At 69.8% G+C, this 19,638-nt stretch carries 18 protein-coding genes; 9 read left to right on the top strand and 9 right to left on the bottom strand.

The genetic code is table 11. The features are described from left to right. The first annotated feature begins 347 nt into the window (after window positions 1-347). Window positions 348-953, top strand: a complete 606-nt coding sequence (locus ACGFY9_RS15000; protein WP_393754171.1) for a GPP34 family phosphoprotein — start codon at window positions 348-350, stop codon at window positions 951-953. A 115-nt stretch (window positions 954-1,068) separates the two neighbouring features. Here ACGFY9_RS15000 and ACGFY9_RS14995 read toward each other — a convergent pair whose 3' ends face one another. Further along, on the bottom strand, window positions 1,069-2,520 hold the full coding sequence (locus ACGFY9_RS14995) for a sensor histidine kinase (protein WP_393754169.1): 1,452 nt from the start codon (window positions 2,518-2,520) through the stop codon (window positions 1,069-1,071). Further along, window positions 2,517-3,206, bottom strand: coding sequence for a response regulator transcription factor (locus ACGFY9_RS14990; RefSeq protein WP_393754494.1), 690 nt, complete (start codon window positions 3,204-3,206; stop codon window positions 2,517-2,519). Before ACGFY9_RS14990 ends, ACGFY9_RS14995 begins: the two co-directional genes overlap by 4 nt. A 150-nt stretch (window positions 3,207-3,356) precedes the next feature. On the opposite strand from ACGFY9_RS14990, the gene ACGFY9_RS14985 reads away from it, so the two are divergent. Genes ACGFY9_RS14985 through ACGFY9_RS14970 form a run of 4 tightly spaced genes read left to right on the top strand, consistent with a single transcriptional unit; the run spans window position 3,357 to window position 6,683 of the window. Further along, window positions 3,357-4,694, top strand: coding sequence for a ferric reductase-like transmembrane domain-containing protein (locus tag ACGFY9_RS14985; protein WP_393754167.1), 1,338 nt, complete (start codon window positions 3,357-3,359; stop codon window positions 4,692-4,694). A gap of 10 nt (window positions 4,695-4,704) precedes the next feature. Further along, the gene (locus ACGFY9_RS14980; protein WP_393754165.1) at window positions 4,705-5,151 is read left to right on the top strand and encodes an FMN-binding protein; all 447 of its coding nucleotides are present in this window, start codon (window positions 4,705-4,707) and stop codon (window positions 5,149-5,151) included. Window position 5,152: 1 nt separating this feature from the next. Further along, window positions 5,153-5,884, top strand: a complete 732-nt coding sequence (locus ACGFY9_RS14975; RefSeq protein ID WP_393754163.1) for an FAD:protein FMN transferase — start codon at window positions 5,153-5,155, stop codon at window positions 5,882-5,884. Window positions 5,885-5,939: 55 nt separating this feature from the next. Further along, window positions 5,940-6,683, top strand: a complete 744-nt coding sequence (locus ACGFY9_RS14970; RefSeq protein ID WP_393754161.1) for a phosphotransferase family protein — start codon at window positions 5,940-5,942, stop codon at window positions 6,681-6,683. 123 nt (window positions 6,684-6,806) lie between these two features. Here the strand turns inward: ACGFY9_RS14970 and ACGFY9_RS14965 are convergent, their stop codons facing one another. Together ACGFY9_RS14965 and ACGFY9_RS14960 are read right to left on the bottom strand one after the other, a co-directional pair. Further along, window positions 6,807-8,951, bottom strand: coding sequence for an ArnT family glycosyltransferase (locus ACGFY9_RS14965; protein ID WP_393754159.1), 2,145 nt, complete (start codon window positions 8,949-8,951; stop codon window positions 6,807-6,809). After that, window positions 8,948-9,790 (bottom strand): dolichyl-phosphate beta-glucosyltransferase, encoded by an 843-nt coding sequence (locus tag ACGFY9_RS14960; protein WP_393754157.1) that lies wholly within the window; start codon window positions 9,788-9,790, stop codon window positions 8,948-8,950. The genes ACGFY9_RS14965 and ACGFY9_RS14960 overlap by 4 nt, the downstream gene beginning before the upstream one ends. A 244-nt stretch (window positions 9,791-10,034) precedes the next feature. Between ACGFY9_RS14960 and ACGFY9_RS14955 the strand changes: the two genes are divergently transcribed. Genes ACGFY9_RS14955 through ACGFY9_RS14945 form a run of 3 tightly spaced genes read left to right on the top strand, consistent with a single transcriptional unit; the run spans window position 10,035 to window position 12,537 of the window. Further along, window positions 10,035-11,165, top strand: coding sequence for an ABC transporter ATP-binding protein (locus tag ACGFY9_RS14955; RefSeq protein WP_393754156.1), 1,131 nt, complete (start codon window positions 10,035-10,037; stop codon window positions 11,163-11,165). Next, window positions 11,162-11,872 (top strand): ABC transporter permease, encoded by a 711-nt coding sequence (locus ACGFY9_RS14950; protein ID WP_019062812.1) that lies wholly within the window; start codon window positions 11,162-11,164, stop codon window positions 11,870-11,872. Before ACGFY9_RS14955 ends, ACGFY9_RS14950 begins: the two co-directional genes overlap by 4 nt. After that, complete coding sequence (locus tag ACGFY9_RS14945; protein ID WP_393754154.1) at window positions 11,869-12,537, top strand: ABC transporter permease; 669 nt, start codon at window positions 11,869-11,871, stop codon at window positions 12,535-12,537. The genes ACGFY9_RS14950 and ACGFY9_RS14945 overlap by 4 nt, the downstream gene beginning before the upstream one ends. Before the next feature lie 66 nt (window positions 12,538-12,603). On the opposite strand, the gene ACGFY9_RS14940 is transcribed toward ACGFY9_RS14945, so the two are convergent. From ACGFY9_RS14940 to ACGFY9_RS14925, 4 genes are read right to left on the bottom strand one after another with little or no spacing between them, the layout of a single operon-like run. After that, window positions 12,604-13,203: an ATP/GTP-binding protein gene (locus ACGFY9_RS14940; RefSeq protein WP_033281460.1), complete on the bottom strand. Its 600-nt coding sequence runs from the start codon at window positions 13,201-13,203 to the stop codon at window positions 12,604-12,606. Continuing rightward, window positions 13,190-13,645: a DUF742 domain-containing protein gene (locus ACGFY9_RS14935; RefSeq protein WP_393754152.1), complete on the bottom strand. Its 456-nt coding sequence runs from the start codon at window positions 13,643-13,645 to the stop codon at window positions 13,190-13,192. Before ACGFY9_RS14935 ends, ACGFY9_RS14940 begins: the two co-directional genes overlap by 14 nt. Window positions 13,646-13,681: 36 nt before the next feature. Beyond that, entirely contained in the window at window positions 13,682-14,158 is a 477-nt protein-coding gene (locus ACGFY9_RS14930) for a roadblock/LC7 domain-containing protein (RefSeq protein WP_393754150.1), read from the bottom strand. Then, the gene (locus ACGFY9_RS14925; protein ID WP_393754149.1) at window positions 14,155-16,692 is read right to left on the bottom strand and encodes an ATP-binding protein; all 2,538 of its coding nucleotides are present in this window, start codon (window positions 16,690-16,692) and stop codon (window positions 14,155-14,157) included. Before ACGFY9_RS14925 ends, ACGFY9_RS14930 begins: the two co-directional genes overlap by 4 nt. Window positions 16,693-17,056: 364 nt before the next feature. Between ACGFY9_RS14925 and ACGFY9_RS14920 the strand changes: the two genes are divergently transcribed. After that, window positions 17,057-18,019 carry an ABC transporter substrate-binding protein gene (locus ACGFY9_RS14920; RefSeq protein ID WP_393754147.1) on the top strand — a complete coding sequence of 321 codons (963 nt, stop codon included), beginning with the start codon at window positions 17,057-17,059 and terminating at the stop codon, window positions 18,017-18,019. A 57-nt stretch (window positions 18,020-18,076) separates the two neighbouring features. On the opposite strand, the gene ACGFY9_RS14915 is transcribed toward ACGFY9_RS14920, so the two are convergent. Then, window positions 18,077-19,474: a glycoside hydrolase family 43 protein gene (locus ACGFY9_RS14915; RefSeq protein ID WP_393754146.1), complete on the bottom strand. Its 1,398-nt coding sequence runs from the start codon at window positions 19,472-19,474 to the stop codon at window positions 18,077-18,079. Window positions 19,475-19,638: the final 164 nt, after the last annotated feature.

Genomic DNA, 19,638 nt, shown 5'->3' with positions numbered 1-19,638 from the left:
ATGGCACGGTGGGGGGTTTCGGCGGGGGTGCGCCGAATGTAATCGCAGAGGCGCGAGAGGGCTGATGGAAAGCTAGCCCCCCGGTTACTCGTCGGTCAACAACGCCAAGGTAAGCAACTGGTTGACGGAGGTGATCCGGCCAGCCGGAACAGGGTCCCAAACAACCGAAAACCCTGCCAATTTCCTTCAGAGGGCACACCACTCGGACCGCAGTGGCGCAAGCGGTCCAAAAGCCCCTGCTATTCATCCGAGGCTCACAGTCCCGAAACACCGCTGACGGCGGGGCGGAATTATGTAAACGTTGGGTGTCGATGCCTCCTCGCATAAGCCGCGCTAGGTTGGCACCCATGAGCACACCGCGGGACCTGATGATCGTCGCCATGGATGTCGCACCCGACCGCCCCGTCGAGACGGGTGATCTGTCGCTCGCGCTCGCCGGAGCGGAGGTGGTCGACCTCCTCGCCGCCGAAGCCGTCGCACTGGACGGCGACCTGATCGTGCCGAACCCCCAACTTCCCTTGGCGGACGGCCTGTTGGACCAGGCCGCGGCCGCGCTCGTGCGGGAGACGCCGTACGAGTCGGTCGAGGACTGGCTGTGGCGGCGCGGGCGGAGCCTGTCCTCCGCCTATCTCGCCGCGCTGGAGGCGGAGGGACTGGTCGAGCGGCAGCGCGGGCGCTGGATCCCGGTGCGCACCGGCCGGACGGCCCTGGTCGACTCCCCGGCCCGCAGCAGCGCGGCGGACCGCTGGGCCCAGGGCGAACCCGTCCTCGCCCAGCTCGCCGCGGCCGCCGGGATCCGCGAGGTGTCCGACGAGGACTCCGCGAAGGTCACCGACGAGTCGCTGGACACGGTCATCGCCGTGGTCCACGACGCGGTGACGGAGCTGGAGGCCGTACGGCAGCGGAAGAGCGTCGAGGACGCGGCCTACGACAACGTGTGGCGCGGTATGTGACGGTGACCTCTCGGCTTTGAAACACGACAACTGCCGATAAAGCAGAGCCAGTTGATGGTCCTGAGCCTTAGGTGACGACACGTCACCCATGGTAGGCGCACGCCCGGTGCCCGGCCTAGGGCGACAAAGGGGACGAGGCCGCCCGCAGCGGGATCGTCACCGTGAAGACCGTCGCGCCGGGCTCGGACGTCAGCTCCACGGTGCCGCCGTGCGCCTTCGCCAGCGAGCGGGCCACCGCGAGGCCCAGCCCGCTGCCGCCCCGGTCCCGGGTGCGGGCCTTGTCGACCCGGTAGAAGCGGTCGAAGACCCGGGCCCGGTCGTCCTCCGGGATGCCGGGGCCGGCGTCGGCGATCTGTACGGATGCCATGCCGGCGGCGACCGACAGGGACACCGACACCTGTGTCCCGGCCGGGGTGTGCACGGCCGCGTTGGTGAGGAGGTTGTCCAGCACCTGCCGGACGCGGACCGGGTCGACGCGCAGCCGGACCGGGGACTCGGGCACCGACACCGTCAGCGGATGGTCCCGGTGTCCGGCGCGGAAGGCGTCCGCCGCCTGCCCCACCAGCTCCACCAGGTCCGCGTCCTGCAGCCGTATCGGGGTCTCCACGTCCGCCGCGTCGAGGCGGGCCAGCAGGAGGAGGTCGTCGAGGAGGACGCCCATGCGGGCGGCCTCGGCGCGCAGCCGGGCCAGGTGCTTGTCGCGCTCCTCGGGGACGTTCGCGGCCGCGTACTGGAACAGGTCCGCGTAGCCGCGCACCGACATCAGCGGGGTCCGCAGCTCGTGCGAGGCGTCCGCGACGAACCGGCGCAGCCGCTGCTCCGCCTCCGCGCGCACCGCGAGGGAGTCGTCGATGTGCTCCAGCATCGTGTTGAAAGCGGTGCGCAGCTCCTCCACCTCGGGCCCGCCGTCGCCCCGCTCGGCACGCAGCGGCAGCCGGGCCGCCGAGTCGGTGAGGTCGTGCGAGGTGATGCCGTGGGCCGTGGTCGCCATGTCGCTCAGGGGCCGCAGCCCGCGCCGCAGCAGGTTCCGCCCTATGACCACCAGCACCAGCAGCGCCAGCGCGAACGCCACCACCTGCACCGTGACCAGCTGCCGTACCGTGCCCTGCACGTCCGCCAGCGGGGCCGCGCTCACCAGGACCACACCGGGCTCGACCTCGCAGGCCCGCAGCCGGTAGGTGCCCTCGCCGTCGATCGTCACCGTGCGGGTGATCTCCTTGGTGGAGTGCGCCATCGTCTTGGCGAGGGCGGTGAGCGCGCGGGTGTCATCCGGTACGTCGGAGGGCTCGCGCAGTTTCGGGGTCGTGCCCGAGACGTCGTAGACCGCCGTGTACCAGCCGTAGTACGGCTTGCGCTGGACGATGCCGTGGGCCTGGGCGTCCTTGGACTGGACGACCTGGACGAGCTTCATCTGGTCGCTGACCTGGCGTTCCAGGTAGTCCCGCATGTACATCGTCAGGGCCGTGCCGACGACCGCGAACACGATCAGCGACAGCACGCCGACGCCCAGGGCGAGGCGGGTGCCCAGGCGTACCCGGCGCCAGTTGTGGCGCAGCCGTCGGATCATTCGGCGGCCTGCCGGATCACATAGCCGAAGCCGCGCACGGTGTGGATCAGCGGATCGTGCCCCTCGTCCAGCTTGCGGCGCAGGCGGCTGACCACCAGTTCCACCACGTTCGAGCGGCCGCCGAAGCCGTACTCCCACACATGGTCGAGGATCTGCGCCTTGGTGAGCACGGTCGGCGACTTGCGCATCAGATAGCGCAGCACCTCGTACTCGGTCGGGGTGAGCGTGAGGAGGCGGTCGCCGCGGCGCACCTCGCGGGTGTCCTCGTCCATCGTCAGGTCGGCGACCCGCAGCACCGAGCGCGGGAAACCGGGCCCGGCGCTGCGCCGCAGCACGGTCCGCAGCCGGGCCATCAGCTCCTCCACCGCGAACGGCTTGACCAGGTAGTCGTCACCGCCCCGCGTCAGCCCCGCGACCCGGTCGGCCACGGCGTCGCGCGCCGTGAGGAACACCACGGGCACCATCGTCCCGGAGCGCCGCAGCCGGTCCAGCACGCCGAAGCCGTCGAGGCCGGGCAGCATCAGGTCGAGCACCACGATGTCCGGTGCGAACTCGGCGGCCACGGTCAGCGCCTCCTCACCGGAGTACGCGCACGCGGCCTCCCAGCCCTCGTACCGGGCGACCGTCGCGACAAGATCGGCGATCGGCGGGTCGTCGTCCACGACGAGGAGTCGTACTTTGTCCACCCGCTCATACTGCGCCACACGCCTCCCGACGCCAGACCCGCGGCACCGCCACACCCGCATCGATAACCACTTGAAAGCCGGCCGACAGGAAAACGACAGCCCCCCGAGGTCAAGCTCGTCTCCCAGGACCCGATCAAGGAGCTGCCGTCCGTGACGACCGTCCAATCACCCCCTGCGCCCCCCACGGCGATACGCCCCAGGGTGGTGGCCCGCACGGGCCTGTACGCCGTGCTGGCCGCGAACGTCGCCGTGGTGACCGTCTTCTTCGCCCAGGCCGGATTCGCCTCCAACGCGCTCATCGTCATCGGCCGCCTCCTCGGCCTCTACGGCGCGCTCGTCATGGCCTTCCAGCTGCTGCTGGTGGCCCGTCTGCCCTGGCTCGACCGCCGGATCGGCATGGACCGGCTCACCAACTGGCACCGCTGGACCGGCTTCGCGCTGCTCTGGACGCTGCTCGGGCACCTCGTGTTCATCGCCTTCGGCTACGCCCAGGGCACCGACACCGGCCCGGTCGGCGAGGTCGTCGACCTGGCCGAGACCACCGAGGGCATCCTGCGCGCGCTCGTCGCCTTCGCCCTGATCCTCGTCATCGGCGCGACCTCCGCCCGCTACGCGCGACGCCGGCTCGCCTACGAGACCTGGCACTTCATCCACCTCTACACCTACGTCGCCGTGGTCCTCGCCTTCACCCACCAGGTCGCGGTCGGTACGACGTTCACCGCGTCCTCCGCCGCCACGACGTACTGGTACGCGGTGTGGGGCGTCGCGCTCGGCTCGGTCGCCCTGGGCCGGCTGGTCCTGCCCCTGTGGCGCAACCTCCGCCACCAGTTCCGGGTGGAGGCGGTCGTCCCCGAGTCCGACAACGTCGTCTCGATCTACATCACCGGCCGCGACCTCCACCAACTCCCGGCCCAGGCAGGCCAGTTCTTCCTCTGGCGGTTCCTCACCAAGGACCGCTGGTGGCAGGCCAACCCCTTCTCCCTCTCGGCCGCCCCCGACGGCACCCGCCTCCGCCTCACCGCCAAGACGGCCGGCGCCGGCACGGCAGCCCTCCGCCACCTGAAGGTCGGCACCCGCGTCTTCGCCGAGGGCCCCTACGGCGCCTTCACCACCCTGCACCGCACGAAGCCGGAGTCCCTGCTCATCGCGGGCGGCGTCGGCGTCACCCCGATCCGCGCCCTGCTGGAGGACCTGGAGGGCCACGCGGTCGTCATCTACCGCGTCGCTTCGGACCGGGACGCCGTCCTCTACGACGAGCTGGCCGAACTGGCCCGGGCCAAGGGCGCCCAGCTCCACCTGGTCACCGGCCCGCCCGTCCCCGACAAGCTCGCCCCGCGCGAACTCGCCCGGCTCGTACCGGACATCGCCGACCGCGACGTCTTCCTCTGCGGACCGCCGCCGATGATGAACGCGGTGCTGCGCAGCCTCGGCGACATGGGCGTGCCCAAGCAGCAGATCCACTTCGAACGCTTCAGCCTGGCGGGATGAGAGACATATCGTGAAGCGAGTCATACCTGTCCTGGTGCTGTCCGTCGCGGGGCTGATCCCCGTGTGGCGTTACGAGCCGTCCATCGGGACGACGACGAGTACGACGACCACGACGGAGGCGGTCTCGACACCGACTCCTACGGCTACTTCGTCGTCCTCCTCGTCCGGGTCTTCGGCTGCCCCCTCCACGTCCTCGAAGAAGGTCGTCCAGGGCACCGCGATCAACACCTCCAAGGGCACCGTGCAGGTGCAGGTGACCTTCGAGGGCGACAAGATCAGCTCCGTGAGCATGCTCCAGCAGCCGGACCACCCGCAGACCACGGCGGCCGTCCCGGTGCTGATCGAGGAGACCCTCAAGGCGCAGAGTTCGAAGATCGACACGGTGTCCGGCGCCACGATCACCAGCGACGCCTACGTCCAGTCGCTCCAGTCCGCGATCGACGCCAAGGGCGCCTGACATGCGCCGAGTTGAGCATGTGATGGGCTTCCCGGTGTCGTTGCGGATCGACGACGAGGGCATCGGGGACGAGACGGCGGACGCGCTCTTCGCCTGGCTGCGCGAGGTCGACGCCCGCTTCAGCCCGTTCCGCCCGGACAGCGAGGTCTGCCGCTACGACCGCGGCGAGCTGCGACTCCGGGACCTCAGCGCGGACTTGACCGAGGTGCTCGACCTCTGCGAGCAGTACCGGGTCGCGACCGGCGGCGCCTTCGACGTCCGCCTGCCCGGCCGGCCCCTCGACCCCTGCGCGGTCGTCAAGGGCTGGTCGGTGCAGCGGGCGGCGGAACTCCTCACCGCCGCCGGCGCCCGGCGCTTCATCCTCAACGCCGGCGGCGACGTGGTCGTGGCCGGCGGCCCGTGGCGGGTGGGCGTACGGCATCCCGAACACGCCGACCAGCTGTGCACGGTCCTGGAGTTGACCGACGGGGCGGTGGCGACCTCCGCGCGCTACGAGCGCGGCGACCACATCGTCGACGGACGCACCGGCGAGCCCGCGACCGGCCTGCTCAGCATCTCCGTCGTGGCCGCCTCACTGACCGAGGCGGACGCCACGGCCACCGCGGCCTTCGCGATGGGCCCGGAGGGCGTCGACTGGGCCGCCGCCCGGCCCGGCTGCGAGGTGTTCGCGGTCGACGCCGGACGACGGGTCCGCCGTACACCGGGATTCCCGGTCGCGACGGTCGCCGCGTAGTCGCCCGCGATAAACCCGGCGACGTCGGCGACCGTCCCCGGGATACTGATCGCCCATGGATGAGGTCGAAGTCGTCGTCGCCCATTCCGAACGCGCGACCCTGCGCGTCGGCGACGTGTTCCTGAAGGTGGACGCCGATCAGGCGCGCGTCGACGCCGAGGTCGCGGCGATGGCCCTCGCGCCGGTGCCGACGCCGGAGATCCTGTGGCACAAGCCGCCCGCGCTCGCGATCGCGGCGGTCCCGGGGACGACACTTGGCCGCCTCGGCGGGCCGGCGACCGGATCGCCGGCGGCGTGGGCCGCGGCGGGCGCCGCCATCCGGAAGCTGCACGACGCGCCCCTGCCGCCCTGGCCCGCCCGGGGAAAGGGCCTCGACGCGTTGACGGCGGAACTCGACGCCGAGTGCGAGTCGCTCGTGACGAACGGCGTCCTGCCCGCCGAGCTGGTCACGCGCAACCGTCAGGTCGCCGAGGCCGCACTACGGCCCTGGACTCCGGCGTTCACACACGGCGACCTGCAGATCGCGCACGTCTTCGTCGACGGCGACGAGGTCACCGGCGTCATCGACTGGTCCGAGGCGGGCCCAGGTGACGCCCTGTACGACCTCGCCACCTTCACACTCGGACACGAGGAGCGCCTCGGTGACCTCCTCGCCGGCTACGGCACCGACGTCGATCTCGACGTGATCCGCGGGTGGTGGTCGGTGCGAAGCCTGCTGGTGGTCCGCTGGCTGGCCGAGCACGGCTTCGACCCGTTCGCACCGGGCTGTGAGGTCGACGTGCTGCGATCCCGGATGTGAGGCTGCGCGGGCCTGTTGCTACGCCCTCCATCGCGCGGATGCGGACAAGCGGACGGGCCGCCGGGGTCACCGGCGGCCCGTCCTGTCGGGAAATGTGGCTGGGGGTTGGTGCGGGGGAGTGCTTCAGCTGACGTCGGAGGCGTCCAAGCGGTACAGGCCGCTGCTCGTCGACGACGATGACGATGAGGTCGAGGTCGTAGAGGAACTGCTGCTGTACGCCGAGGACTTGACCGCCGTGCCGTGGGCCTTGACCCAGGCCGTGATCGCGGAGTTGGTGCCCTGGCCGCCGTCGCTGCTGACGATGATGTAGTGCAACTTGCCTGACTTCACCAGGGACTTGAGCTTGGCGAGGGTCATCGCGTTGTCGCTGCCGGACCAGCCGCCCATCGAGATCACGGGCTGACCCGACTCCAGGATGATCGAGGACGCCGTCTGGTCGGTGGAGACCGCCAGCAGCCAAGTTGCCCCGTCCTGGTGCTTCTTGAGGTACGCGATCATCTCGGACGACACCTGGGAGCCGCCGCCCATACCGCCACCGGCCGACTGAGTACCGGACTTGGTACCCGACTCGGCGCCGGGCTCAGTGGCCGAGGACGAGGAGGACGAGGGCGCCGAACCGCTCCCCGAGGGCCGGGTGCCGGACGGGGCCGAACCGCTGGGCTTCGTACCGGACTTGGTGCCGCTCGGCGCGCCGCCCATACCGCCACCGCCGCCACCCATGCCGCCACCGGTGCTGGGACCGGCCGTCGGGTTGGTGCCGTTGGTCGAGGAGGTCGCCGCCGAGACCGAGTAGGCCGCGGGTCCGGCGAGGAGTGCGACGACGGCGGCCAGCGCCGCGAAGCCCATCAGGCGGTGACGCTTGGTGAACCGGCCGACCAGCAGGCCGAGTACAGAAGCGATGCCCGCCACACCGACCACGATCTCCGCGACCGTGTACACCGTGCCGGAGCCGGAGACCCGCTGGAGCAGGACGACCGCCCAGACGGAGCTGGCCGCGATCGCCGCCGGCAGCACCCAGGCCCACTTGGCCGCCGAACCCTCACGGAAGGCGCGGTACAGCAGCACCCCGCCCGCACCGGCCAGGGCAGCGATGCCGGGCGCCATGGCGGTGACGTAGTACGGGTGGAACGTGCCCTCGGCGAGCGAGAAGGTCAGGAAGTGGAGGACGAACCAGCCGCCCCAGAGCATCAGCGCCGCGCGCCTGGCGTCCGTGCGGGGAGCGCGGCCGCGCAGCACCAGACCGCCGACGAGGGCGATCGCCGCGAAGGGGATGAGCCAGGAGATCTGGCCGCCCATGATCTCGTTGAACATCCGGTACAGGCCCGAACTGCCGCCGAACGAAGCCCCGTTGCCCTGCGAGCCGACCGAGGAGCTGGCGCCGAAGATCCGGCCGAAGCCGTTGTAGCCGATGACGAGGTCCCACACCGTGTTGTCGGTGGAGCCGCCGATGTAGGGGCGGGAGGACGCGGGGATCAGGTCGACGATCACCATCCACCAGGCGCTGGAGACGACCAGCGCGACGGTGGCGACGGCGAGGTTGCGGACGCGCTTGCCGAGGGAGACGTTCGTGGCCCAGAGGTAGACGAGGAAGAACACGGGCAGGACGACGTACGCCTGCATCATCTTGGTGTTGAACGCGAAGCCGATCGCGACCGCGGACCACACCAGTGGCATCAACTTCCCGTTGCGGACGGCCTTCATGAGGGCCGCGGCGCCGAGCATCATCAGCAGGACGAGGATCGGGTCCGGGTTGGTGTCGCGGGTGATGGCGACCGTGATCGGGGTGAGGGTGAGGACGAGTGCGGAGATCGTGCCCGCGACCGTACCGAAGTCCCGCTTGATCTGGCGGTACAGGATGGCGACCGAGCCGGTGCCGGCCGCGACCATCGGCAGCATCAACTGCCAGGTGCCGTAACCGAATACGCGGGCGGAGAGGCCCATCACCCAGAGGGCGAACGGCGGTTTGTCGACCGTGATGAAGCTGCCGGAGTCCAGCGCGCCGAAGAAGAACGCCTTCCAGCTCTTGGTGCCGCTGTAGACGGCCGCGTCGTAGAAGGTGTTGCCGGTGATCGAGGTCAGGTTCCAGGCGTAGAGCGTGGTGGCCAGCAGGAGGATCGCCCAGAGGGCCGGGCGGGCCCAGCGCGGGTCGTCCTCCGGGCCCGTGAAGAGCCTTCTGGCGCGGGAGTTGAGGCCGCCGTCGGCGGGCGGGGCCGCCCGGTGCGAGCGGCGGGCGCTCTCCTGACCGGGGGGCGGGGCGAGGGTCGTCATGACGCGTACTCCAGGTGTTCCGCGGAAGAGGCGGGCGCCCCGACGGGCAGGACAGGGGTGGTGGTGCGGGTGCGGTGGGGTACGGCGGCGATGCGGGCGCGGCCGGTGATCGTCTGCTTGAACATGCGGCGCATGCCCTTGAGGTCGTCGAGGGCGGTACGGACGATGTCGACGCGGCTGTCGGGGTCGTCGATCCAGTCGACCGGGACCTCGTGGATACGGAGCTTGTTGCGCTGGGCGAGGACGAGGAGCTCGGTGTCGAAGAACCAGGCGGTGTCCTCGATGTGCGGGGCGAGCGCCCGGAACACCTCGGTGCGGACGGCCTTGAAGCCGCACTGCGCGTCCGAGAAGCGGGCCGCGAGGCCTGCCTTGAGGAGGAGGTTGTAGGAGCGGGAGATGAACTCGCGCTTGGCACCGCGCTCGACCACCGACTGCCGGTGCAGGCGGCTGCCGATGGCCACGTCGCTGTGGCCGGACAGGAGCGGGGCGACCAGGGGCAGGAAGCCTTCGAGGCCGGTGGACAGGTCGACGTCCATGTACGCGACCACGTCCGCCTCCGACCGGCTCCACACCTGATTCAGCGCGCGGCCCCGGCCCTTGGCGTCGAGGTGGACGGCGTGCACGTGCGGCAGCCGCTGGGTGAGGCCGAGCGCCACCTGCCAGGTGCCGTCGGTGCTCGCGTTGTCCGCCACGGTGATCGTGAACGGGAACGGGAAGGACGTTTCGAGGTATGCGTGGAGACGGCCGACACTGCCGGCGAGGACGTGCGCCTCGTTGTACACCGGCACCACGATCTCGACCGACCGCTGCCGGACGCCTCCCGCGTTCTGTTCGTTCATGACGGTGACTTTCCGGGCCCTGTCTAGGGCGTTGCTGTGGCTTCGCTGAACGGTCGATGAGAATCAGCGGACTCACAGGAAGGGCACAGTCGATCCGCGTCGAACCCCCAGGAAACGGCACCCAAAACCCCTCAGGTGCCCGCCAAGTTCCCGCAACACAAGCCGTCTAGACTCTCCCCTCAACGGCCTGAGACAGCGGTCAGGAACGGGCAGTTTCTGCCACATCCGAAGGGTATTCGGCGCTTTGATACGGATAGATTCAGTCACCAAGCGGTACCCGGACGGCACGGTGGCGGTCGACCAACTGTCCTTGGACATACCGGACCGCTCGATCACCGTCCTCGTCGGCCCCTCCGGCTGCGGCAAGACGACCACCCTGCGCATGATCAACCGGATGATCGACCCCAGCGAGGGCACGATCTCCCTGGACGGCGCGGACATCACCAAGCAGCCGGTCAACACGCTGCGCCGGTCGATGGGTTACGTCATCCAGAACGCCGGGCTCTTCCAGCACCGCACGATCGTCGACAACATCGCGACCGTGCCGCGCATGCTCGGCTGGGGCAAGGAGAAGGCCAGGGCGCGGGCCACCGAACTCATGGAGCGGGTGGGCCTCGACGGCTCGCTCGCGAAGCGGTACCCGTACCAGCTCTCCGGCGGCCAGCAGCAGCGCGTCGGCGTCGCCCGCGCCCTCGCCGCCGACCCGCCGGTGCTGCTGATGGACGAGCCGTTCTCGGCCGTCGACCCGGTGGTCCGCAAGGGACTTCAGGACGAACTCCTGCGCCTCCAGGAGGAGTTGGGCAAGACGATCGTCTTCGTCACCCACGACATCGACGAGGCGATCAAGCTCGGCACGATGGTCGCGGTGCTGCGCACCGGCGGCAAGCTGGCCCAGTTCGCGCCGCCCGCCGAGCTGTTGTCCGACCCCGCGGACGCCTTCGTCGAGGACTTCCTCGGCACCGACCGGGGCATCCGCCGCCTGTCCTTCTTCTCCTCCGCGGGCCTCGACCTCAAGACCTCCCCGATCATCGCCGTCGACTCCACCGCCGAGCAGATCGCCGAACGCACCACCCCCGACGTGCCGTACCTCCTCGTCACCGACCTGGACGGCAAGCCGCTGGGCTGGAGCGAGCCCGGCGCACTCACCGCGGGGCAGATCGATCCGTCCGAACTCCTCGCCCACGGCCGCCCGTTCGAGGCCGGCAAGGACTCGCTGCGGGCCGCGCTGGACGGGGCGGTGCTGTCGCCGACCGGGTGGGCGGTCGGGGTGGACGGGACCGGGCGCGTGGTCGGGGTTGTCTCGCAGGGGGCTGTGGGCGAGGCGATCCGCAGCGCCCACGCGGCAGGTCGCAGCGGTGCGAAGGTCGCCGGATGAACGACTGGTTCCGCATCCCCAGCGACCTCCAGAACAGCTACCTCGGTCTGATCGGCCTGCACCTGCGCGAGGCCGTCATCCCGGTCCTCGTGGGCCTGGTGGTGGCGCTGCCCATCGCCCAACTGTGCGTGCGGCTGCGCTGGTTGTACCCGCCGGTGCTCTGGGTGACGACCGTGCTCTACGCGATTCCCTCGCTGGCGTTCTTCGTCGTCCTCATCGACTACACCGGCCAGACCGAGACCACCGTGATGATCCCGCTCGGCGTCTACAGCCTCGTGGTGTTCGTCCCGGCGATCGTGGACGGCGTCCGCTCGGTGCCCCAGGAGACCCTCGACGCGGCCACCGCGATGGGCCTCGGACCCGTACGCCGCTATCTCCAGGTGCAGTTGCCGATCGCCGTGCCCGCGATCATCGCCGGCCTGCGGGTGGCGACCGTGTCCAGCATCTCCCTCGTCAGCGTCGGCATGCTGATCGGCAACCAGGGAGCCCTCGGCAACCTGCTCAACGACGGCCAGATCTACCACCAGCCGCGGCTGATCTGGCTCTCCGTGATCACCACGGCCGTCCTCGCCATCGTCGTGGACGCCGTCCTGGTCGGCGTACGACTGCTCCTCACGCCCTGGATGCCGCGCGGCACCCGCAAGGCCCGCCCCGCCGAGGACCGGCCGGAACCGGCCGAACTCGTACTGGAGGACGCAGCCCGGTGAACGTACTCCACTACATCAACCTGTTCTTCAGCGACAGCACCCACTGGCACGGCTACGACGGCATCCCCACCCGTCTCGTCGAGCACATCCGGTACTCGCTGATCGCGCTCGCCATCGCCGCCGCCATCGGCCTCCCGATCGGCCTGCTGACCGGCCACACCGGACGCGGCGGCAACACCCTGTCGCTCATCGCCACCGCCGCCCGCGCCCTGCCCAGCTTCGGCCTGCTGGTGCTGATGTTCGTGCTGATCGGCTTCGGCCTGGTCCCGGTGATGATCCCGCTGGTCGTCCTCGCCGTACCGCCGATCCTGGTCACCACGTACGAGGCGATGCGCTCCGTCGACCCGTCCCCGGTCGACGCGGCCCGCGGCATGGGCATGAACGAGGCGAACGTCCTGTTCCAGGTGGAACTCCCGGTCGCCCTCCCGCTGATCCTCAGCGGCCTGCGCTCGGCCGCCATCCAGATCGTCTCCACGGCCACCATCGCGGCCTACGTCAGCCTCGGCGGCCTCGGCCGCTACATCATCGACGGCCTCTACCAGAGGAACTACGAGAAGGTCGTCGGCGGAGCCACCCTGGTCGCCGGCATGGCCCTCGTGACGCTTGCGCTCTTCTGGGGCATCGCACGGCTCGCGGTGTCACCGGGGGTTCGTAGGAGCAACTGAGCCCGCTGAACGCACAGTTGGGGGGAGGGGCGACAGGCCCTCCCCCCAACTCGCTTTCCGCCGCTCTCAGTTCTCCGTGCGCGCCAGCGCCAACTCCAGCACGACCAGCAACGCGTCCCGCACCGAGCCGCGTTCGCGCGCGTCGAAGGCGAGGACCGGGACACGCTCGTTGACGTCCAGGGCCCAGCGGACCTCGTCCAGGGAGTGCTCGATCTTGCCGTCGAAGGCGTTGAGGGCGACCGCGAACGGGATCTGCTTGTGCTCGAAGTAGTCGACCGCGGCGTAGCAGTCGTCGAGGCGCCGGGTGTCGACGATGACGAGACCGCCGACCGCGCCCTCCACGATGTCGTCCCACATGAAGCCGAACCGGTCCTGCCCGGGCGTACCGAAGAGGTACAGCTTCAGCGTGGGGTCGATGGTGATGCAGCCGAAGTCCATCGCGACCGTGGTGGTGGTCTTGCGCGGGGTGTGGGACAGGTCGTCCACGCCCGCCGCGACCTCGGTGATGGCGGCCTCGGTGGTGAGCGGCTCGATCTCGGAGATCGCGCCCACGGTGGTGGTCTTGCCCACGCCGAAGCCGCCCGCGACGACCATCTTCACCGGCAGCGGCGGTCGTACGACGGTCTGCGCAGCCGCACCGCGGGCGACCGGTTCAGTCGGTGTCACGGAGTACTCCCCGGGAGTTGGGGATGGCGCGGAGGCCATCGATGACCCTTCGCAGGACGGTTGCGTCATGGGTGATGTCGGAGTTGGGCACGTGCACCGTCAACTGCCCGGCGGCACGCAGGTCCTCGGCGAGGACCCGCACCACGTTCAGGTGCAGCCGCAGCCGGGCCGCGATCTCCGCGAGGGACTGCGGCTGCCGGCAGGCGGCGACGATGTCGTGCTGCTCGAAGGAGAGCCGGTCGAGCACGTCGAGCCCGGCGGCCGTGGCCACTACCTGGGTCTCGACCGGGATCGGCCGCCCGGTGGCGGCCGCATCCGCGCCCGCCACCCGGCCGGCGGTGACCAGGAACGGCCGTACGGCGGAAGGCGTGCGCACCGGATCGCGACCCGGGGGTGTGGCCCCGTCCGCGCCGGCACCGCTCGGAGTGCGGCCGTCGGGCATGTGTGGCTGTTCCTCTCTCGACCGGTCGGGGACCGGTCACCGAGCCGAAGCGGCGCCGACGCTGTTCTTCAGCTGGAGCACCAGCTGGGGGTTGAGCGCGGAACCGGCACGGTTGGCGAACAGCGTCATCTCGTAGGCGATGTTGCCGAGCTTGGCCTCCTTGTCGGTGACGACGCCGAGGACGGCGCCGCTGCCGATCGCGGAGACGAGGACGTGGCCGCCCTCCAGGTCGATGATGACCTTGTTCAGGCCGCCGAGACCGTAGTTGCCGGAGGCTCCGGCGGCGAGGCTGGTGATGCCGGAGACGATGGCCCCGAGCCGCTCCGAGTGGGCGTGTTCACGCAGTTCGGCCACGGCGATCAGCAGGCCGTCGGAGGACACCGCGATGGCGTCGACGACACCCGCGGTCTCCGTCGCGAAACGGTTGAGCAGCCAGTTGAAATCGGCCGCGGCTGCATGCAGATCGGCCGGCGTGGTGCCCCCCGTGGGAGTGTCACCTGTCGACGTACTCACTGCTCCGCTCCTTTCGGGAGGTGGTTCCGGTCGTGCGGGTGGTTCGCGTCCGGGGCACGCAGGCCCGTGAGGGTGTCGCTGTCGCGATGTGCCTGCTCCACGGCTGCCTCGAACTCTTCGAGGGCCGAGCGGACGGCGTCCGCGTCGGCGGGCCGGGGGGCCTGCCGGGCGGCTTGCTGGGCGGCGGCGTCGGCGCCCGTACGAAGGGTGGCACCCCGGACCCGCCGACGCAGTGGCCGGGAGCCTCCCGCGTCGTCGTCCGGGGCGGTGGCGGACTCGTCCGCCGGGGCGTGGTGGGTGACGGGCGGGGCCGCCGCGGCGGCTGTCGGCGCCGTCTCGTAGCGGGAGACCCTGCGGGGGAGCGGTGTGGGCTCGTCGTCATCGGCGTGCATGTGCTCGGGTGTGCTCGGCTCGGGCCTGCTCAGGGTGATCGACGGGCGCGGCCCGGAGTCCGAGCTGGCCCAGGAGGGCGCCGGACGCTGGTCCTGGTGCGCCGGACGGTAATCCTGGTTCGAGGCGGCGGGCGACGCAACGGCCGTTCCCGTACCGGCAGTTGCTCCTGCTCCCGACCCCAACTCCGTGTATCCGGTGTTGGCCGAACCGGTGGAGGCCAGCGCGCTCATGCGCAGCAGCAGAGTCGCCGGGATGGTGATCTCGGCCGTCACACCGCCGCCCGGTGTGCGGGCCAGCGTGACGTCGATGTCCCAGCGGCGGGCGAGCGTACCGACCACGAACAGGCCCAGCACCTTCGTCGGCACCAGGTCGAGGCGCTCGCGGCGGATCAGCCGGGCGTTCTCCTCGGCGATGCGCTCGGAGCTCATCCCGAGACCGTGGTCGGCGACCACGATCAGCGCGTCGTCGCCCTCGGTCCGTACGACCACCTCGACGGGGCTGCCGGCGGGCGAGAACGAGACCGCGTTCTCCAGGAGTTCGGCCACCATCAGGGTGAGGTCGCCGATGATGTCGGGCTCGACCATGACCTCGGTGTCGGCCCGCAGACCCACCCGCTGGAAGCCCTCGATCTGGCCGAGCGCGGCCCGTACGACGTTGGTGAGTTCGGTGGGTCCGCCGTCCAGCACGGTCTCGCGGATGCCGGCGAGCAGCATCAGGCTGTCCGCGTTGCGGCGCAGGCGGACGGCGATGTGGTCGATGGAGTAGAGGCGCTCCAGCAGCGCCGGGTCGGTCTCGCCGCGCTCCACCGCGTCGATCAGCGCGAGTTGACGGGTCGTCAGGTTGCTGACGCGGCGGCCGACGTTGCCGAACATCTCGGCGACGTTGCGCCGGCTGACCACCTGGCGGGCCAGCAGCGCGGCGGCCGTGGTCTGCACATGGTTGAAGGCCTCGGCGAGGTCACCGATCTCGTCCTTCGCGGTGACCGGCATGTCGCGCAGCAGCGGCGGCCCGTCGTCCTCGGCGTCGTCGTCGGCGACGCGGGCGAGTTCACGGCCCGCGACCTCGGCGACCTGCTTCGCGGCCCCGGTGAGGGCCTGCACGGGGCGGACCACCGAGCGGCGCACGATGACCACGAAGACGAGCCACAGCACGAAGCCGAGCAGCGCGAGGCTCAGCAGCAGCCCGGCGCGCCAGGAGGCGGAGCTGGACGCGCTGTCGGCGCGGGTGGCGATCTGGTCGATGAGCGAGGTGGTGATCTTCAGCCGGCCCGCGGCCTGCTGCGGGTAGGAGGGGTAGTCGCTCATGGCGTCCGCGAAGGCCTTGCGGACGGCCCCGGGCGTCTCGGCCTGCAGCCCGCTGGGGTCGATCTGCAGCTCGGCGTAGGCCTCGGCGATCAGCCGCTGCGCCGGGGTGTGCTCGATGCCGGAGAGCTGGTCGGCCTGGTCCTCGGTGGCGAACCGGGCGAACCTGGCGGACTGGTAGGTGAAGAGGTCGTAGGAGCCGACCGCGTTGTTGTACTCGATGAGCGCGTTGCTGTCACCGGTCGTCGCGGAGAACACGCTGGTCTCGAACGAGCTGTGGGCGGCATCGGCCCGCAGCACGGAGTCCAGCAGGTTGCCGGTGAAGGTGGTGGCGAGGTTCGCGTTGTGTTCGAGGTCGAGCCCGTCGATCAGACCGTCGGAGGCGCTGGTGTAGGCCGGGTCGATGTTGTCGGCGGGCAGATAGCTCTGCTCGACGGTGTCGCGCAGCGTCTCCAGCCCGTTGATCTCCTTCAGGGCCTGGGCCTCGCTGTCCGGCAGCCGGTCTCCGAAGGTGTCGCGCACCTTCTCGACCTGCTTGTCCACGGCCACCTGGGCCGCCCGGTAGGCGCTCTGCGAGGGGGTGCCGCCGTCGTTGGTGGCCTCGAAACGGACGGAGAGCAGGATGGCCTGCTGGTGCTCCGCCTCCACGAGGTTCACCAGCCTGGCGACCTGCCCGCTGTCCCGCACCAGTCGCGCAGCGTCGCTCGCGTCCGTCGACTGCCCGACCTCGTCCGAGATGAGATACGCCAGCAGCACAGCGACCACCGCGAGCGGTACGCCGACGAGCAGATTGAGCTTGCGCCTGAAGGGCCAACGGTCTGCGAAGCCCCGTATGGACACCAGGCCTCCTTCGTGGGGTGTTGTCACGATACGCGCAGCGATGCGTGTGACTGTTTTTGATCGAAGCGGCCCCCGCACACCGCTGTGACCGACGCCAACTCCGGGGAGACTACCGCCTCTTTGAACGATCAAGCGCGTCGCCCTACGTCAAGAATCAATTACAAAGCGACCGTGTTCGTGACCGGTCTGTTTACGTTGCCTTCACAACTGGGCACTCATTGAGGCCAATCGGTGACCAGAGTTCTCTTGACTGACCAAGAACCGGCTGGATTGGATCAGCGGAGTGCGGCGTTCACGCCCCGCGCGTGGACGCCACAGCCATGCCTGCACGCCTGTGCCAACATCCAAACCCGGAACGGGAATTGTGACTTCTAAAGCGAAGAACAGCTGGTCCAGCACTAGGTACCCCGGCGCGGCCGCCATCGCGCTCGCCGCGACGGCTGCGCTTGTCACGGGATGTGGTTCGTCCTCCGACAGCAAGTCCGACAACCCGCTCTCGGGCGGCAAGGCCAGTGGCGACACCGTCGTCGTCGGCTCGAACAACTTCGCCGAGAGCATTCTGATCGCCGACATCTACGGCGAGGCCCTCAAGGCCAAGGGCGTCAAGGTCACTTACAAGCCGAACATCGGCAGCCGCGAGACGACCTACGGCCTGCTCAAGAACGGCACGATCTCCGTGCTGCCCGAGTATAACGGCGCGCTGCTGGCCTACCTCGACCCGAAGGCCACCCCGGCGACCCTCGCGGCGACCACGGCCGCGATCAACGCCAAGCTGGACTCCAAGCTGACGCTGCTGGACCCGGCGGCCGCCGAGGACAAGGACACGGTCACGCTCAACGCGGAGACCGCGAAGAAGTACAGCCTCACGTCCGACTCCTCCATCGCGGACCTCAAGTCCATCGCGAAGGACCTGGTCATCGGCGCCTCGCCGGAGTTCCAGACCCGGCAGCAGGGCCTGGTGGGCCTGAAGGCGGTCTACGGCCTGGAGTTCAAGTCCTTCAAGGCGCTGGACGCGGGCGGCCCGCTGACGGCGGCCGCGCTGAAGAAGAACACGGTGCAGGCGGCCGACCTCTTCAGCACGGACCCGACCATCGTCAAGGAGAAGCACGTCACGCTCCAGGACCCGAAGAGGCTCTTCGGCTTCGAGAACGTGCAGCCCCTCGTCTACAAGAGCGGCCTCTCCGCGGCCGGTGTCGCCGCCCTCAACGCGGTTTCCGCGAAGCTCGACACGGCGACCCTGCTGGACCTCGACACCCAGGTCCAGTCCCAGAACAAGGACCCGCTGGACGTCGCGAAGGCCTGGCTGAAGACGGCCGGCCTGAGCTGACTTTCCCCGGCGACGACGCGGGTGCCTCCGTTTCTCCGGGAGGCACCCGCGTCGTGCTCAGTACCCGACGCGGAACGTCGCGTCCTGCTGGTCCGTGGCCGTCGAGATCGGGTCGATCCGCAGGACGTAGTTCGAGTGCCGGATGTAGCGCGTCGGATTGTTGTACGACCGGAACGACGCCCAGGTGGAGTCCGCGAGCCCCGCGGTCCGGTAGAACGTCGCGTCCCCGGCGAACGTCGACGTGCCGTCGTTCACGTCGAGTTGGAGCGCGTAGTCGTAGTGCCGCAGATAGCGGGTCGGGTAGTTGACCGACTGGAAGGACACCCCGGCGCTGTCCGCGAGACCCGGCACCAGCGTCCACTGCGAGTCGGTGTACGGGTCGAAGGCGTACTCGTCGATCCGCCCGACGAAGTTGGCGTGCCGGACGTAACGGGCCGGGTAGTTGTAGGATTTGAGCCGGTTCCAGGCGGGGGTGCCCCACTTGGCGATCAGGTTGTTGTACTCGGCCGTGGTGATCGGCTGGATGCCGCAGTGCTTGGAGTTGAGCGGCTGCGTGTAGAGCTTCTGGTCCACGGCCGTCCAGGTGCCGGCGGCGAGACTGCTGGTCTGCCAGGCGTAGAAGACGCCGTTGGGATCCCAGGTGTCACCCCAGAGGTACCAAGTACCGCTGGACGCAAGGGACTTGACCAACGTCGGCGCCTCGGTGCCGTTGTGCGAGACCGCCGTGCTGAACTCGGTGAAACTGCCCGGGTCCAGGGACGTGGACTTCGCGCCGACCAGCGTCGAATTCTTCTTGAAGTAGAGGTAGTTGACCCCGTTCACCCCCACGGCGAGATCACCGTCGATGACGTCGTACCCGGGGTCGAAGAACACCTGCGGATCACCGGCGGTCACGAAGTCGCTGGTGTAGTTGACCATGATGACGTTGTGCCCGCTGTCGTTGACGGCCGAGTAGATCACGCCGTACTGCCCGCGCCCCGCGTCCCAGAACGACTCCGGCGCCCAGGCGTGGGTGTCCAGGTCGTGCACCTTCATCCGCCGGTAGCCGGTGAAGGTACGCAGATCGGCGGAGTCCCAGACATGGATGTACTGGCTGACGTACGACCAGTCGGTGCCGTTGAGGTCGGTCGCGAGGACCACGAACGTGCCGTCCTGCTTGCGCAGGATGAACGGGTCGCGCAGGCCCAGGGAGCCGGCGGTGGGGGTGGCGACGGGGGCGTTCTGGTTGAGCGGCGTCCACTGCAGACCGTCGGCGCTGACGGCCAGGTGCAGGCCGTAGTTGGCGCCCAGGAACGTCGGCGACTCGGTGAAGTAGGCCATGACATAAGCCGAGTCGGTGGCGGCCTGTGCGCTGCCCGCGCCGAGCGTGAGCGTGCCGGTGGCCGCCAGGGGGACGGTCGCGGCCATGCCGAGGAACAGGCGGCGGGACGGGTGGGGGAGAGGGGGGACGGCCATGTGTTCTCCAGGGGGTGCGGGGCGGCCCAGTAGTCCTACGTGTTCGACATCCCGAACGGAGTTCGGTAAGTCGATCAGAAGGTAGAGATGGGGCACGTGTGCGTCAATCACACGGTCGCGCTTGGCCGATTCCCGTCGTTCACGTAGGAGTCGACTGAGGGTGG

Source organism: Streptomyces sp. NPDC048504, assembly GCF_043200035.1.
GTDB lineage: Bacteria > Actinomycetota > Actinomycetes > Streptomycetales > Streptomycetaceae > Streptomyces.
Note: the sequence above shows the minus strand (reverse complement) of the source record. Positions and strands in the feature narration are given on the sequence as shown.

Coding starts and splice junctions, on each gene's coding strand:
- ACGFY9_RS14970 (WP_393754161.1), top strand. CDS start 5,940: ATGGATGAGGTCGAAGTCGTCGTCGCCCATTCCGAACGCGCGACCCTG.
- ACGFY9_RS14960 (WP_393754157.1), bottom strand. CDS start 9,790: ATGAACGAACAGAACGCGGGAGGCGTCCGGCAGCGGTCGGTCGAGATC.
- ACGFY9_RS14975 (WP_393754163.1), top strand. CDS start 5,153: ATGCGCCGAGTTGAGCATGTGATGGGCTTCCCGGTGTCGTTGCGGATC.
- ACGFY9_RS14965 (WP_393754159.1), bottom strand. CDS start 8,951: ATGACGACCCTCGCCCCGCCCCCCGGTCAGGAGAGCGCCCGCCGCTCG.
- ACGFY9_RS14935 (WP_393754152.1), bottom strand. CDS start 13,645: ATGCCCGACGGCCGCACTCCGAGCGGTGCCGGCGCGGACGGGGCCACA.
- ACGFY9_RS14995 (WP_393754169.1), bottom strand. CDS start 2,520: ATGATCCGACGGCTGCGCCACAACTGGCGCCGGGTACGCCTGGGCACC.
- ACGFY9_RS14950 (WP_019062812.1), top strand. CDS start 11,162: ATGAACGACTGGTTCCGCATCCCCAGCGACCTCCAGAACAGCTACCTC.
- ACGFY9_RS14915 (WP_393754146.1), bottom strand. CDS start 19,474: ATGGCCGTCCCCCCTCTCCCCCACCCGTCCCGCCGCCTGTTCCTCGGC.
- ACGFY9_RS15000 (WP_393754171.1), top strand. CDS start 348: ATGAGCACACCGCGGGACCTGATGATCGTCGCCATGGATGTCGCACCC.